This is a genomic window from Nocardia arthritidis NBRC 100137, assembly GCF_001612765.1.
Lineage (GTDB): Bacteria > Actinomycetota > Actinomycetes > Mycobacteriales > Mycobacteriaceae > Nocardia > Nocardia arthritidis.
Window position 1 is genome coordinate 46,866 of the sequence record NZ_BDBB01000030.1, and the last position, 12,266, is coordinate 59,131.

Sequence of the window (12,266 nt, forward strand, 5' to 3'; positions counted from 1 at the left end):
GATAGTATAGACAAGGTACTTGCCTATACGATAGGAAAATGTGCCGATGTGTCGATCTACAAGGGAGAGTTGTCTTGAAAATACTAAAGCGCCTTGCTGACATCTGGGTCGAAAGCGTGTCGCCGAGTCGGCGCCCTGGTGTACGGTCGGCGGTTTTGGTGGCGCTCCTGGGATGCGCGACGGCCGTACCGGCTGCGATGGGGCCTGCCCCCGCTCCTGCCGCTCCCGACAGTAGTGCCGCGGATAACCTTGCATGCGGCTGGAGCCCGCGGATCGGTGCAGGCACGGTCAACGCCGCCTTCCCGGACACATTCGCAAACTATTGGACGACTATCCTGCCGGCGATTCCTGGGGCGAGCCTGACCATCCGTGGCGCCTTTCCCCATGCGCGGTACATGTCGTTTACGGCTTACTCCAAGAGAGAGGTAGTTGCAGCGCTCAATGATCAGGTCATCACCGCGGATGGCGGCAGCGTCAACCCGTTTGGCAGCGGCGCCGATCGCGATGCCTCGGCGCGCGAGTACACCGTTCGCGTCGTAGTGGGCGCCCCGCCTCCGCAGCCGGAGGCCAACACCCTCTACTTGGGTGAGGTCACGGGCATTGTCCCCGTCGCCTACCGGGTCTACCGGCCTGACGCGGGGCTCGATTCCACGGGCGGCACCGGACTGCCCCGCCTCGCCTTCGCTCTGCCCGATGGTGTGGAGCACGAACTGTCCGACTGTACCGCTGAGAACACGATCCACGACCCACACGCTCTGTATCCGCCCGGACCGGTTCGACTGCCCGCCCGAAGGACATCACCGCACGAATCGGACTGGAAACCGGCCGCAGGCGGCGGCTACTACCCCAACCCGGACAACAAGTACCTGGCCACCCTCCTCCAACCGGGCCGAGTGGCGGTGATCCGGGGAAAGCTGCCGACCACCCCGGCTACGTACCAGAAGCAGTCGATAATGGGCTCGGGGCAAGTGCGGTACTGGTCGCTGTGCAGCAACAACCCCGTCTCGACCGCCGTTGCCGCATGCGTCGTCGACGACGAGACGGCTGTGGATACCGACGGCTTCTACACCATCGTTGTGTCGCCCTCGAACGAGCGACCAGCGAACACCACCGGCGGCTGCGGCATCGGATGGCTGCCCAACGACTCCGGATCGGACCTGCTGATCATGCGGAATATGCTGCCTACCAAAGATTTTCGGCACTCGATACAGAACGCTGATCCCGCGGACCCGAAGTCGAGCATGGGGCCGTATTACCCCGAGATTCGTTACGCGTCCAAGGCCGAAGTAGAGGCCGCGGGCTGCCCGGCTCGGTAAGCGGCATAGCCGCGGCGCAAAATCCGCAGGTTGACACACACCATGACGGTGAACAGCGGAACTCCTGCGAGTAGGTGCGCGATCCCGAGAGCGACCACATTGTTCGCGAAGTACAGCGGTATGTGCACCGCCGTCCGTAAGCCGATTATGGCCGCCCAGACGGCGGTGCACTGCCGATAAGCCCGCAGCAAGTTCCGGTCCTGACGCCAGGCCGTCCCGCCGACCACCGGCCCGACGAGCACACCGACAAGAGGGCGGCGTCCCAGCAGCGAGAGCAGCAGAAGCACTCCCCATACCATGCCGCGCAGCATGTGCGGCAGATAGAAGTCGACACCGCGGCCCGTCGTGAGGGCCAGCAGCCCCGACAACACTACGAGTGCGAGTCCGCCGACGGCTTGCCGTTTGGGCTGCCCGAAGATCATCCGAGCTGATACCAGGCCACCACCCCAGATCAATGCCGACCACACCGAAACCGGAACATCCTGAGTCACGGCATACGCCACGCCATACAGCAGATGCGGCGACGCCACGTCCAGCAGACCACGTTTACCAGGGACGACATCCGACAGCGACACCTCAGGCGACGTGATCAGCGCGGCGAATCCGATACGCAGTCGCGCCACGCGGACTGCCCCCGCCGCACGAAGAGCCGCGATCACCATACGACCGGCAGTCTGCGCGGACCGGGCGCACCGCTGCCAGGCTTCGCTGGCGACCCCGGCGGGCATTCACCCGACACACGCGAGCATCGCGATCGACGCCAGCGAGTCGAGGGCGATCGCACGGCCGCGGTCTGCACTCTGGTGCGCGATTTTGAAGGACTTCCGAGTGAATACTTCGTGAAATGCATGATCGACCATCCATTGGGGGCCTGCGGAGGAGCGCGGAACGTGCCACTGCGGAGTCGCGATTCATCCTGGCCGCCGCCCGATTATTATGCAAGTAACCTGTCATATCGCAGGTGGCAGAATACGCAGGGTGAGCGAACCTCCCACCAGCCCTCCCTCGGCCGCGCCACCAGGCTTGGTTTACCGCCTTGCCCGTTTGAACAGCGTGAAACTGTCTGAAGCGTTCGCCGAGAACGGCATGCCCGATCTACTCCCGCGGCACGCCCTCCAGTTGCTCCCTCTCCTGTTGGGTGGTGGTGTGCGGGCGTCGGATCTGGCGGCCAAGCTCGGAGTGACGCGGCAAGCCGCCGCGCAGGTCGTTGGGACACTCGAACGCGCAGGCTACCTCACCCGTATCGACGACCCCGGCGACCGCCGCGCCAAGCTGGTCTGCCTCACGCCACGCGGCCGCATGGCCACCCGCGTACTGCACCGCAGCATGCGAGCACTGGAACGAGACTGGGAGAGCGTTCTCGGCCCAGAGCGGATGGCCGAACTGCACCGCACCCTGACCATCCTGGTGAACAAACAGGACTGAACTGGTCCGGCCTCGCACCGCGATCGATGTGCCGACACCTAGCTGTCGTGCACTCGAGAACTGTGCCAGTCGATATCACGCGCCACTTCACGTAGCTTATCGGCGGCGCCGCGAACCTCGTCCACCGCAGTTCCGAGGGTCCTGTCTATGGCGTCGACCAGGTCTGCCTGGGTTTGGAGCGGAATCCTGTTTCCAGCGCCAACGGAAGCGGATTCCAACTTCTCGTTGAGCGACCGAACGGAGTCCTCGATGCGCCCGAGCGACTGACTGAGGAAGGCCGACATCTCACCTTTCGTATCGCTCACGGCCTCGGAAGAATTGGCGATCAACTCCCTTACGCCCTCCGCCCTTCTGACCACATTCAGATATCTGTGGTAGACGAGCGGATGTCCATTGATCTCGTCCAGCCTGTCCAACCGCAACTCGTGCCGCTGCACGAACACTGGCTGGGAGGGGTTGGCCGGGGTGCCCGGACGCAACAGGTCCGCGAGCCTGTCGATCGTCAACTCGCCCGTACTGATAGCGCATCTCAGGAATTCCGAATATTCGCCGGTCGGGAGATGCAAAGGCAGCTCAATATCGCGAGTGATGTACCTGGGGAAAGATGTCGCCTCATCAGTCACGGCCGTCGATCCCATCTGTGCGACGGCGGTCGTATCCGGTGCTAGCCGGTGTCGATGCCGTCCAGTTCGCCGATTCGCCGCGCCGCGCCATGCCGATGACGTCGATTCGAGTTCCTGGTTCACCGGAGAGCTTCGCTGAGAACCCACCGATGAGGGTCGCGCCGATGACCGCATGCGTCGCGACTGAGCCCACCGACCGCGCACCGGATCGGCAGGGGCAAACGGCCGTGGCCGGAGCCGAACAGCCGACAAGGCCCTTGTGCTTACGCACAACCATCTCCTTCGTGCTTACACACAGTCATCCTCGTGGGAACGACTGCCGGAATCGCCATCTATCGCAGTATAGACAAGTATCTTGCCTATACGCTATCCGTCTATGGCATCACCTCCGCCGTCTGTAACGCGGCGCTTGGACCGGCCTCGCCGGCTCGCCTGCGCTCTGTCCGGCGGTGCGCTTCCATGGGTGTAAGACTGTCGAGGATGTGGTAGCACCACGGCGCTGGTCCCGAGTTGTCAATGCCGGAAGCCTGCGGCAACTTCCGGACGGGTTCGTACGACGGAAGCAAGCTCCGCCGAGTGAATGTCTAAATGTCGCACTTGGCGCGAACCAGGCTGTCCGCGGAATTTGGGGGGCGCTGCACGATCGATCGATATGCGGACGTTTCGATGATCTCGGGGCCGATAGGGGTGTGGGCCGGTTCGATCAGTTTCTCGGTGACCGGAATCTGCAAATTACAAGCGTGTGCAGGAAACGTGCTGTACGCGTCTTCTCACCCGAGACGCGGGTGAAGTGGAGTGGTACCAAAAAAGGCGCTGCGGCGGATAGTCTCCGCAGCAGCGCCTTTCGCGCATTCGGCTCAGCAGGTCAATCGCTGACTGTCAGGGCAGCACCTGCGGAATGACATCGGGTGCGACCGTACCCACGATCGCGCCGATCACAGCGCCCAGGATGGCGGTGGTCACCACGCCGACCACGGCGCACAGCGCGTAACCGACGACGAAGACCGCCAGGGTCGGAATGCAGGTGATGAGGGCCGCGACCGCGCCGACGCCCGCGCCCGCGGCCGCGCCGTTCATCACCGGATCCGGGTACTGCGCACCCGGATTGGTCGCGATGTCCTTCAGCTCCGCACCCGTCGCCGCCGAGACCTCGGGTGTGGTCACCGACAGCGTGCGGCCGTCTTCGGACACCTTGGCATCCAGCGCGATGGTGGTACCGGACGGCGTGACCAGCGCGCGCGGAAGCTCGGTAACCGCTGCGCCCGCCTGGTTCACGACCTTGATCGATGCCTCGCCGAGCTGGAACGTGCCTGCGTCCAGCGTGGTGGAGACGGTGCGCAGGTCCGGCGCCACCGTGGCGCGGTAGCCGACGTCCGCCGACGTGCCCGACGTAGAAATCGCCTGCGCCAACTGCGCCTGCTGCTCGGCGTAGTTGGTGGCCGATGCGGCTCCGGCACCGGCGAACGTAGTCGCAACGGCCAGCGGCAGCGCGCCGATGAGCGCCTTACGACCGACCTGAATTGCAGCGCGATAGAACATTGAATTAATTCTCCTCCCCGACCCCGACACCCCCACGTGGACGAATCGAACGTCGTATCGTGCGATGTGAACGCACTATTGGTAGCGATTGCCCGGCCATGAAGGCAAGTCTTGTGACATTGCCGACAATGTGGAACCGATTGAGCAGCAGGATATTTCAGTCTGAGATGGCATTCGGCTAACCAAGAGCGAATGCTGTTGCCTGCCCAGCCGCGGCATCGGGCAACCGCCAGTCGTCGACGACCACAACCTCGGCCAGCCAAGCGCCCACGCAGCCGAGCAACCATCCGGGACGCTGTCCTCGCCTACACCACGCTGCCAGCGGTGCGGTTCCCCGCACGCGGTGTACGCAAGTTCGGTCTCTGCTCGTCTGCCTCCGTGAGAGGCGCACCGGGGCGAGCTGCCGGGCGTGCACGGCTCCTGGTGAGCTGGGGCGCTCTGCTGAGCGCCGCAGCTGAACCCGAACGAGGGCACGGGCTCCACCCGAGTCCGCGCCCTCGTTTGCGTTCATTTTCGGATTCGAGACAGGTCAGCGGCGTCGGTGTCCGGGTCGAACGCGAGTACGGTGCGGCGCGGGTCGAACGCGCGCGACGCATGGCTCGCATTGCGGAGGTTCGCGACAACCTGCTCGTGTTGGCGGATGCCAGATCCAATGAGTGACGGCGGATGTGCGACTGGGGTAGATTCGTCTGAATCGTTCGCCGGTAGAGGGGGACAGAGGCGTGGCGGGGGAACAGCCATCACTGTCGATCGACGCCGCTGAGGTCAAAGCATTGAGCCGCTTGGCGTTCGATGTCGCCACTCAATGCCGGGACGGGTACTCCGCGCTGGAGACCGACGTGCGAGACATGTTGGAGAGCTGGACGGGGAATAATTCAGGCGCTTTCACGATCGGGTGGGAGGAGTTCCACCAGGGGGCGGTGCAGGTCTGGGATGCGTTGTTCGAGCTGGCGGAGAAGCTCGGGGTCACCGCCGACACCGTCCGTGAGACCGACCAGGCTTTCGCCAGCGGCAGCGCCCTGTATGACATCGGCTTCACCCATGCCCAAGCCGACGCCTCCGTGAAGGGCGCGCCGCAACCAGCCCGGCCCACGGACGCCGGTATGCCCGTCTTCGGACCCTTTTCGGTCCCCGCCTCCGCGGGCGGCCCTGGCCAGGGCATCGTGGACCAAGGCATCAATATCATCAGCCATATCGGCATACCTGTCCCTGATGGCGACACCGGCAAACTCGCCAAGGCGGCCGACGCGTGGGACCGTCTCGGCACGATCTACCAGAACACCAATGCCCGCGACAAGATCGCGATCGCGGCGAGCTTGTTCGACAGTGTCACCGCTGATGACGCGGGCTACATCCAAGACGACCTAAAATCCCTCGCGAGCTCGATCGATCAACTGCTGACCGCCTGCACCCAGATCAGCCAGTCTTGCATCGCGTACAAGGACGCGCTGACGGAACTCCGCGACGAGATCAAGGGCTTCCTGAAGTCTCTAGCCCAGGACCTCGCCATCGACGCCGCGATCACCATCGGCCTTTCGCTGATCAGCTTCGGAGCCGGAGCGGTCACCGCCGCCAAGGCTCTGGACACGGTGCGGAGATGGGCGGGAAAGATCAAAGACGGCATCGTCGCTTGGCGCGCACGCAAGGCGTTACAGATCGCCGGTGTCCGCCAGGAGGCGAAGGACGCCGCTCTCAAGGCCCGAAAAGTGGTTACCGACCTACGCGATCGATTGCGCGGGAAGAGTGGCGACGTCAAAAGGCCTCCGGTGAAGTCGCTCAAGAACGATCTCGACAACGCGCAGACATGGACTGGCGGAAATCTACCCACCCAGGGAGGGCCGCCGAACGGGTACCTGGTCAAACGCGATCCCCAAGGTAATATTACGAACTATTCGTACTATGATAGTGACGGGGTCGCGACGAAGCGGGTCGATTTGACAGGTGATTCGCATTATAACAAGGCGACGGGTCAAACCATTCCAACGCCTCATGTGGTGGAAATTCAAAAATATGTCAAACCGGAGACCGGCGAGATCTTCGCTCGCACCGATCGAAACAATGTCCGGGCCGCGCTACCTGAGGAGATTCCATAGTGGACACCGGTGATGCCGATGCCGAGCTGTCGTCGATATTGGCGCGCTCCCGAAGTAGTGATAATTCTACAAGGATAGAAGCGATACCTGATCTCGGACGTAAAATCCAATCCAGCAGTGCGCGAGAACGACTGCAAGAGATAATGATCGATGACGAGATCGTAACCATGCGAGTCGACGCGGCTGAGCAACTCGTCCGCGCCGGCGGGGAAGACGGATTGCTGGCGGTTCTGACTGAACTGGGTCGGCGCCGAAGCGATCCTGACATCGACTACACCGCCTATATGCTGAGCGAGCTCGACAACTTCGGGGAGTTTCCTGTCCTTCGCACCGCTCTGTCTATCGATCAGTCCAGATTGTCGCCTGACGCGAAGGTGGGTCTGAGTAACCTGCGTGAACTGATGAATAAATGACAAGCCGGATTTTATGTCCGGTGTAGCGGAGTCGTCGCATGGGCGCGCTGACCGGTCCACGGTGAAGGGCAGCGGGTATCGGTGGTAAGGCTGGGGGTCGCAGTCGAGGCCGCGATCGAAAGCCATCTCCTTTGGGTCAGCGTTGCTGCGTAGGGGATCTGGTCGGTGACACGGTCCGGCCACCGCGCGAGCTGGTGAAGGTGCCTATCGGGGTTGTGGGCTTCTGCTTCGGTTACAGGTCGAGACGTCGCATCAGAGCGATGCCCGGTGAGGCGTCATTGCGGCGGGGGTATGGTCTTCACCATTTGGCAGTAACCCCTCGATCGCCGGTGGGGTGATCACCACGACCTCGACCTGGGACGGGTTCAACGCCACGGTGGACGCGGTGGCCACGTCGGGTGCGGCTGCTAATCCCACACATCGCGCGTGCTGCGTCGTCTTCCGACCCGCGCCGGCCGAAGCCGTGACCACGCCGCGTCACGAGCCCGCGTTCACCCGAAAATCGAACGCCACCCCCGTCGGCGGACCGCGGAGGTGGCGTCGTCGGTAAAGCAGCCGAATCAGCTACGACTTAGCGCCTGTGCCCCTGTAGTTCCCATTTTTGAAAATAAGGGAGATAGTTGCAGCTCCATTCCCTGAATTCCCCGGAGAATTTACCTACATTGGCTCTGCCGAAGTTGTCGCATGCGCCCTTGGAATCGAATTGATGCGATCGTCCATCGACATAGATGGCAAGCCATGTCTCGATATCGGCGGATGCGGCGCCCGTAGCTCCGAAAGTCAAGCCCAGGGCGAGTGCTGCGCCACCGATCAGCTTTGAAATCATTTCCTCCCCTTACCTCTCACGGCCTAGCTGCCGCGATCTCAGAGTACATGATGTCGCCTCTGTCGCAACAGTATTGGATCTGCAACTTCCTTCGCGGTAATCGATGACGCACTACCTCGAGAAGGTGGTGAACGCGCTGAGACGCAACGGCCACCGGCGAAAAGTAGGTCGCCGATCAACGCTTGAAAGGAGCAGTGCTAGATCGCGCTATGAGTTGAATCACAATAGTTGATGGAACCACCTGCATTTCCAATGCGTCAATAAGTGGTGTGGGGATCGAATGCATCGAATCAGACCCTGTCTACCCTTTCGGAGCCCGGATGAAGCCCCCTGGCGCGGTCAGAAGTCCAACTCCGACCACGGGATATGGATCGGGAACGGGAAGTCGATGGTGATGGCGTCGGAATTCTCGGGTGACCACTTGCCGATCAGGAGGTAGTTGGCCGGATAGAGCGGGTGTACGCCGGGTGGGAGCTTGCCAGGGGTGGTTTCCAGGGCGTATGCGCGGACCAGCGCGACGGTGCTCTTCTCGCGTGCGAGCGTCACTTCCCAGTACCAGGGAACGCCTGCATCGGCGTAGCGCCTCTGCTCGTCGTAAGGATCGGTAGCGGCGCTCCACGGCGAATGGATTCGTCCTGCCAGGATCACGTCTTGGGCGCGGATGTCCTGGTAGGGGGCATCGAGGCGGCGGTAGACGAGGACATCGGGGATGGCGAAGTCCGACTTGCCGGTGGTGCCGAAGAAGACGTTGGTTTCGAAATCCACGCGCCACCAGCTTTGCGGCTGCTCGGCCATGCCATCGCGGGCGCAGCGCTTGAGTGCGCTGGTCAGCGCGAAGGTGAATGCTTGATGTTCGGCAGATTCCCGCTGTCGCCAGACGACGCGCCCGTTCCGCAGCTCGATCTGTGCGGCGATCTCCTCGGGTAGCTGCTCGAGCTCCTCCCAGGTCATGAACTCCGGAAGATCGGGTCGTTCGACGCCTGGGCTCGACATAGCCTCATGGTAGACCGGCGACAGCTCATTTCCGCTGGTCACAAACCGGATGAAACGCCGTGCTCACAGACCCGGATTTTGCCCCGGTGAACCCCTTGCCTACACTAGAGCGGTTGCCTGGGCACCTCCATGTCCGCATGCGTGCGCTCGGGCGATCGAACCTCCTCCGGTCGGCAAGTGTCGGCCGGACCATCCGAATTGTCGTAGGCCCACCGCTGGGCATGCCGATGTGCATGTCAGCGCTGTATGGGAACCGCGGCGAGAAAGGTGTCTAGGTCGAACCATGACCATGACTGATCCGATCGCAGACTTCCTGACACGTCTGCGCAACGCCAACTCGGCGTACCACGATCAGGTGAAGGCTCCGCACTCGAAGCTCAAGGCGAACATCGCCGAGATCCTCAAGCGCGAGGGCTACATCGCCGATTACCGGACCGAGGACGCACAGGTGGGCAAGACGCTCATCGTCGACCTCAAGTACGGCCCGAGCCGTGAGCGCAGCCTCGCAGGCGTGCGCCGTGTCTCCAAGCCCGGTCTGCGCGTGTACGCGAAATCCACCAACCTGCCCAAGGTGCTCGGCGGCCTCGGCGTGGCGATCATCTCCACGTCTTCCGGCCTGCTGACCGACAAGCAGGCGGCCAAGCAGGGCGTGGGCGGCGAAGTCCTCGCCTACGTCTGGTAAGGGAGGTCAGGACAATGTCGCGTATTGGTAAGAAGCCCATCGCAATCCCGGCCGGTGTCGATGTCGCCATCGACGGCCAAGACATCTCGGTGAAGGGGCCCAAGGGCACCCTGTCGCTCACCGTCGCCGAGCCGATCACCGTCGCCAAGGGCGAGGACGGCCAGCTCGAGGTCGCCCGTCCGGACGACGAGCGCCGCAGCCGCGCACTGCACGGCCTGACCCGCACCCTCGTGTCGAACATGGTTGTCGGCGTGACCCAGGGCTACGAGAAGAAGATGGAAATCTTCGGCGTCGGTTACCGCGTCGCGCTGAAGGGCCAGAACCTCGAGTTCGCCCTCGGCTACAGCCACCCGGTGCCGATCGAGGCGCCCGAGGGGATCACGTTCGCGGTGGAGTCGCCCACCAAGTTCTCCGTGTCCGGAATCGACAAGCAGAAGGTCGGCCAGATTTCGGCGGTCATCCACGGCCTGCGCAAGCCCGACCCGTACAAGGGCAAGGGCATCCGCTACGCCGGCGAGGTCGTTCGCCGCAAGGTCGGAAAGACGGGTAAGTGATCATGGCGCAAACCGAAAACCAGAAGGCCAAGCGCATCCCCCTGGGCAAGGACGTGTCGACCCAGCGCCGTCTGTCGAAGACGCGCCGTCACTTCCGTCTGCGCAAGAAGGTGGAAGGAACCACCGAGCGTCCGCGCCTGGTGGTCAACCGCTCCTCGCGGCACCTGCACGCGCAGCTGGTGGACGACTCGGCGGGCAAGACCATCGCCGCCGCCTCGACCATCGAGGCCGACGTGCGGGCGCTGGACGGCGACAAGTCGGCCAAGAGCAAGAAGGTCGGCGCCCTGCTGGCCGAGCGGGCCAAGGCCGCCGGTGTCGAGGCCGTCGTGTTCGACCGTGGTGGGCACGACTACCACGGCCGGATCGCCGCACTGGCCGATGCCGCTCGCGAAGGTGGGTTGAAATTCTGATGCGTAGCCTGCGAAGCATCCAGGAAACACAGCTGAGCGTTCAGCTGATCATGAACGGAAGGAACGTCTGATGCCGGGACGTCAGAGGCGTGACGGCGGAAGCGGACCCGCCGGACAGAATGGCAGCGCCCCCGAGGGCGGCCGCGGCGACCGCCGCGGTGGTGGCGACCGTCGGGGCGGCGGCGACCGTCGCGACAACGCCGCCGAGAAGAACCAGCTCGAGCGGGTCGTCGCGATCAACCGCGTCTCCAAGGTCGTGAAGGGTGGTCGTCGCTTCAGCTTCACCGCCCTCGTGATCGTGGGTGATGGCAACGGTCTGGTCGGCGTCGGCTACGGCAAGGCCAAGGAAGTTCCCGCGGCCATCCAGAAGGGTGTCGAAGAGGCTCGCAAGAACTTCTTCCGCGTCCCGATGATCGGCTCCACCATCACGCACCCGGTTCAGGGTGAGGCCGCGGCCGGTGTGGTCATGCTGCGCCCGGCCTCGCCGGGTACCGGTGTGATCGCCGGTGGCGCGGCTCGTGCCGTGCTGGAATGCGCCGGTATCCACGACATTCTGGCGAAGTCGCTCGGTAGCGACAACGCCATCAACGTCGTGCACGCGACTGTCACTGCCCTCAAGCAGTTGCAGCGTCCGGAAGAGGTCGCGGCCCGTCGTGGCCTGCCGCTCGAGGACGTCGCCCCTGCCGGCATGTTGCGTGCGCGCGCTCAGGCTGCCGGAGGTGTCAAGTAATGGCAGATCTCAAGGTGACCCAGATCAAGAGTTCGATCGGCGCCAAGCAGAATCAGCGGGACAGCCTTCGGACCCTCGGCCTGCGCGGTATCCGCAAGACCGTGGTCCGCGAGGACAATGCCCAGAACCGCGGGCTGATCAACGTCGTGCGCCACCTCGTGACCGTTGAGGAGGTCTGACATGACCATCAAATTGCACCACCTGCGTCCGGCTCCCGGCGCCAAGACCGAGAAGATCCGCGTGGGTCGCGGTGAGGGCTCCAAGGGCAAGACCGCGGGCCGTGGTACCAAGGGAACCAAGGCGCGCAAGAACGTCCCGGCCGCCTTCGAGGGCGGGCAGATGCCGCTGCACATGCGGCTGCCCAAGCTGAAGGGCTTCACGAACCCGTTCCGCACGGAATACCAGGTCGTGAACGTCGGCGCCATCGCGAAGCTGTTCCCCGAGGGCGGCGAGGTCGGCAAGGCCGAGCTCGTGGCGGCCGGCGCGGTTCGCAAGAACCAGCTGGTCAAGGTCCTCGGCGATGGTGAGATCGGCGTCGCGGTCCAGGTGACCGTGGACAAGGTCACCGGCTCGGCGAAAGAGAAGATCACCGCCGCCGGTGGCACCGTCACCGAGCTGGGCTGACGGTACTCTGCATGACAGCGGCACCGGACGAGTGAACG

General features: G+C 63.6%; 15 protein-coding genes. 10 read left to right on the plus strand and 5 right to left on the minus strand.

What is annotated here, in order from left to right:
* The first annotated feature begins 155 nt into the window (after nt 1-155).
* Complete coding sequence (locus tag NA8_RS21345) at nt 156-1,316, plus strand: hypothetical protein (RefSeq protein ID WP_157106820.1); 1,161 nt, start codon at nt 156-158, stop codon at nt 1,314-1,316.
* Here NA8_RS21345 and NA8_RS21350 read toward each other — a convergent pair.
* Entirely contained in the window at nt 1,268-1,939 is a 672-nt protein-coding gene (locus NA8_RS21350) for a DUF3159 domain-containing protein (protein WP_169810536.1), read from the minus strand. The genes NA8_RS21345 and NA8_RS21350 overlap by 49 nt on opposite strands.
* A gap of 430 nt (nt 1,940-2,369) precedes the next feature.
* On the opposite strand from NA8_RS21350, the gene NA8_RS21355 reads away from it, so the two are divergent.
* The gene (locus NA8_RS21355) at nt 2,370-2,741 is read left to right on the plus strand and encodes a MarR family winged helix-turn-helix transcriptional regulator (RefSeq protein ID WP_218019489.1); all 372 of its coding nucleotides are present in this window, start codon (nt 2,370-2,372) and stop codon (nt 2,739-2,741) included.
* 38 nt (nt 2,742-2,779) lie between these two features.
* On the opposite strand, the gene NA8_RS21360 is transcribed toward NA8_RS21355, so the two are convergent.
* Entirely contained in the window at nt 2,780-3,364 is a 585-nt protein-coding gene (locus NA8_RS21360; protein WP_063052141.1) for a hypothetical protein, read from the minus strand.
* Nucleotides 3,365-4,243: 879 nt separating this feature from the next.
* Nucleotides 4,244-4,903, minus strand: coding sequence for a DUF8020 domain-containing protein (locus NA8_RS21370; RefSeq protein ID WP_063052143.1), 660 nt, complete (start codon nt 4,901-4,903; stop codon nt 4,244-4,246).
* 722 nt (nt 4,904-5,625) lie between these two features.
* Between NA8_RS21370 and NA8_RS21375 the strand changes: the two genes are divergently transcribed.
* Nucleotides 5,626-6,996 carry a WXG100 family type VII secretion target gene (locus tag NA8_RS21375; RefSeq protein WP_063052144.1) on the plus strand — a complete coding sequence of 457 codons (1,371 nt, stop codon included), beginning with the start codon at nt 5,626-5,628 and terminating at the stop codon, nt 6,994-6,996.
* Complete coding sequence (locus tag NA8_RS21380) at nt 6,996-7,409, plus strand: hypothetical protein (protein ID WP_157106821.1); 414 nt, start codon at nt 6,996-6,998, stop codon at nt 7,407-7,409. Before NA8_RS21375 ends, NA8_RS21380 begins: the two co-directional genes overlap by 1 nt.
* Before the next feature lie 571 nt (nt 7,410-7,980).
* Here NA8_RS21380 and NA8_RS33905 read toward each other — a convergent pair.
* Entirely contained in the window at nt 7,981-8,235 is a 255-nt protein-coding gene (locus NA8_RS33905) for a hypothetical protein (RefSeq protein ID WP_157106822.1), read from the minus strand.
* 339 nt (nt 8,236-8,574) lie between these two features.
* The gene (locus NA8_RS21385; RefSeq protein ID WP_063052146.1) at nt 8,575-9,228 is read right to left on the minus strand and encodes a Uma2 family endonuclease; all 654 of its coding nucleotides are present in this window, start codon (nt 9,226-9,228) and stop codon (nt 8,575-8,577) included.
* Between the two features lie 283 nt (nt 9,229-9,511).
* Here NA8_RS21385 and rpsH point away from each other — a divergent pair, with 283 nt between their 5' ends.
* From rpsH to rplO, 6 genes are all read left to right on the plus strand, one after another.
* Nucleotides 9,512-9,910 (plus strand): 30S ribosomal protein S8, encoded by a 399-nt coding sequence (gene rpsH / locus NA8_RS21390; RefSeq protein WP_039795549.1) that lies wholly within the window; start codon nt 9,512-9,514, stop codon nt 9,908-9,910.
* A gap of 14 nt (nt 9,911-9,924) precedes the next feature.
* Entirely contained in the window at nt 9,925-10,464 is a 540-nt protein-coding gene (rplF, locus tag NA8_RS21395; RefSeq protein ID WP_063052147.1) for a 50S ribosomal protein L6, read from the plus strand.
* A 2-nt stretch (nt 10,465-10,466) separates the two neighbouring features.
* On the plus strand, nt 10,467-10,874 hold the full coding sequence (gene rplR, locus NA8_RS21400) for a 50S ribosomal protein L18 (protein ID WP_051174870.1): 408 nt from the start codon (nt 10,467-10,469) through the stop codon (nt 10,872-10,874).
* A 70-nt stretch (nt 10,875-10,944) separates the two neighbouring features.
* Entirely contained in the window at nt 10,945-11,604 is a 660-nt protein-coding gene (gene rpsE / locus NA8_RS21405) for a 30S ribosomal protein S5 (RefSeq protein WP_039795557.1), read from the plus strand.
* Nucleotides 11,604-11,783, plus strand: a complete 180-nt coding sequence (rpmD, locus tag NA8_RS21410) for a 50S ribosomal protein L30 (RefSeq protein WP_040864898.1) — start codon at nt 11,604-11,606, stop codon at nt 11,781-11,783. Before rpsE ends, rpmD begins: the two co-directional genes overlap by 1 nt.
* A 1-nt stretch (nt 11,784) precedes the next feature.
* Nucleotides 11,785-12,228, plus strand: coding sequence for a 50S ribosomal protein L15 (gene rplO, locus NA8_RS21415; RefSeq protein WP_051168540.1), 444 nt, complete (start codon nt 11,785-11,787; stop codon nt 12,226-12,228).
* Nucleotides 12,229-12,266 lie beyond the last annotated feature (38 nt).

Bases quoted from the DNA above. Each gene is read 5' to 3' on its own strand.
- rplR (WP_051174870.1), top strand. From the start codon at position 10,467: ATGGCGCAAACCGAAAACCAGAAGGCCAAGCGCATCCCCCTGGGCAAG.
- rpsE (WP_039795557.1), top strand. From the start codon at position 10,945: ATGCCGGGACGTCAGAGGCGTGACGGCGGAAGCGGACCCGCCGGACAG.
- rplF (WP_063052147.1), top strand. From the start codon at position 9,925: ATGTCGCGTATTGGTAAGAAGCCCATCGCAATCCCGGCCGGTGTCGAT.
- rpsH (WP_039795549.1), top strand. From the start codon at position 9,512: ATGACCATGACTGATCCGATCGCAGACTTCCTGACACGTCTGCGCAAC.
- rpmD (WP_040864898.1), top strand. From the start codon at position 11,604: ATGGCAGATCTCAAGGTGACCCAGATCAAGAGTTCGATCGGCGCCAAG.
- rplO (WP_051168540.1), top strand. From the start codon at position 11,785: ATGACCATCAAATTGCACCACCTGCGTCCGGCTCCCGGCGCCAAGACC.
- NA8_RS21385 (WP_063052146.1), bottom strand. From the start codon at position 9,228: ATGTCGAGCCCAGGCGTCGAACGACCCGATCTTCCGGAGTTCATGACC.
- NA8_RS33905 (WP_157106822.1), bottom strand. From the start codon at position 8,235: ATGATTTCAAAGCTGATCGGTGGCGCAGCACTCGCCCTGGGCTTGACT.
- NA8_RS21370 (WP_063052143.1), bottom strand. From the start codon at position 4,903: ATGTTCTATCGCGCTGCAATTCAGGTCGGTCGTAAGGCGCTCATCGGC.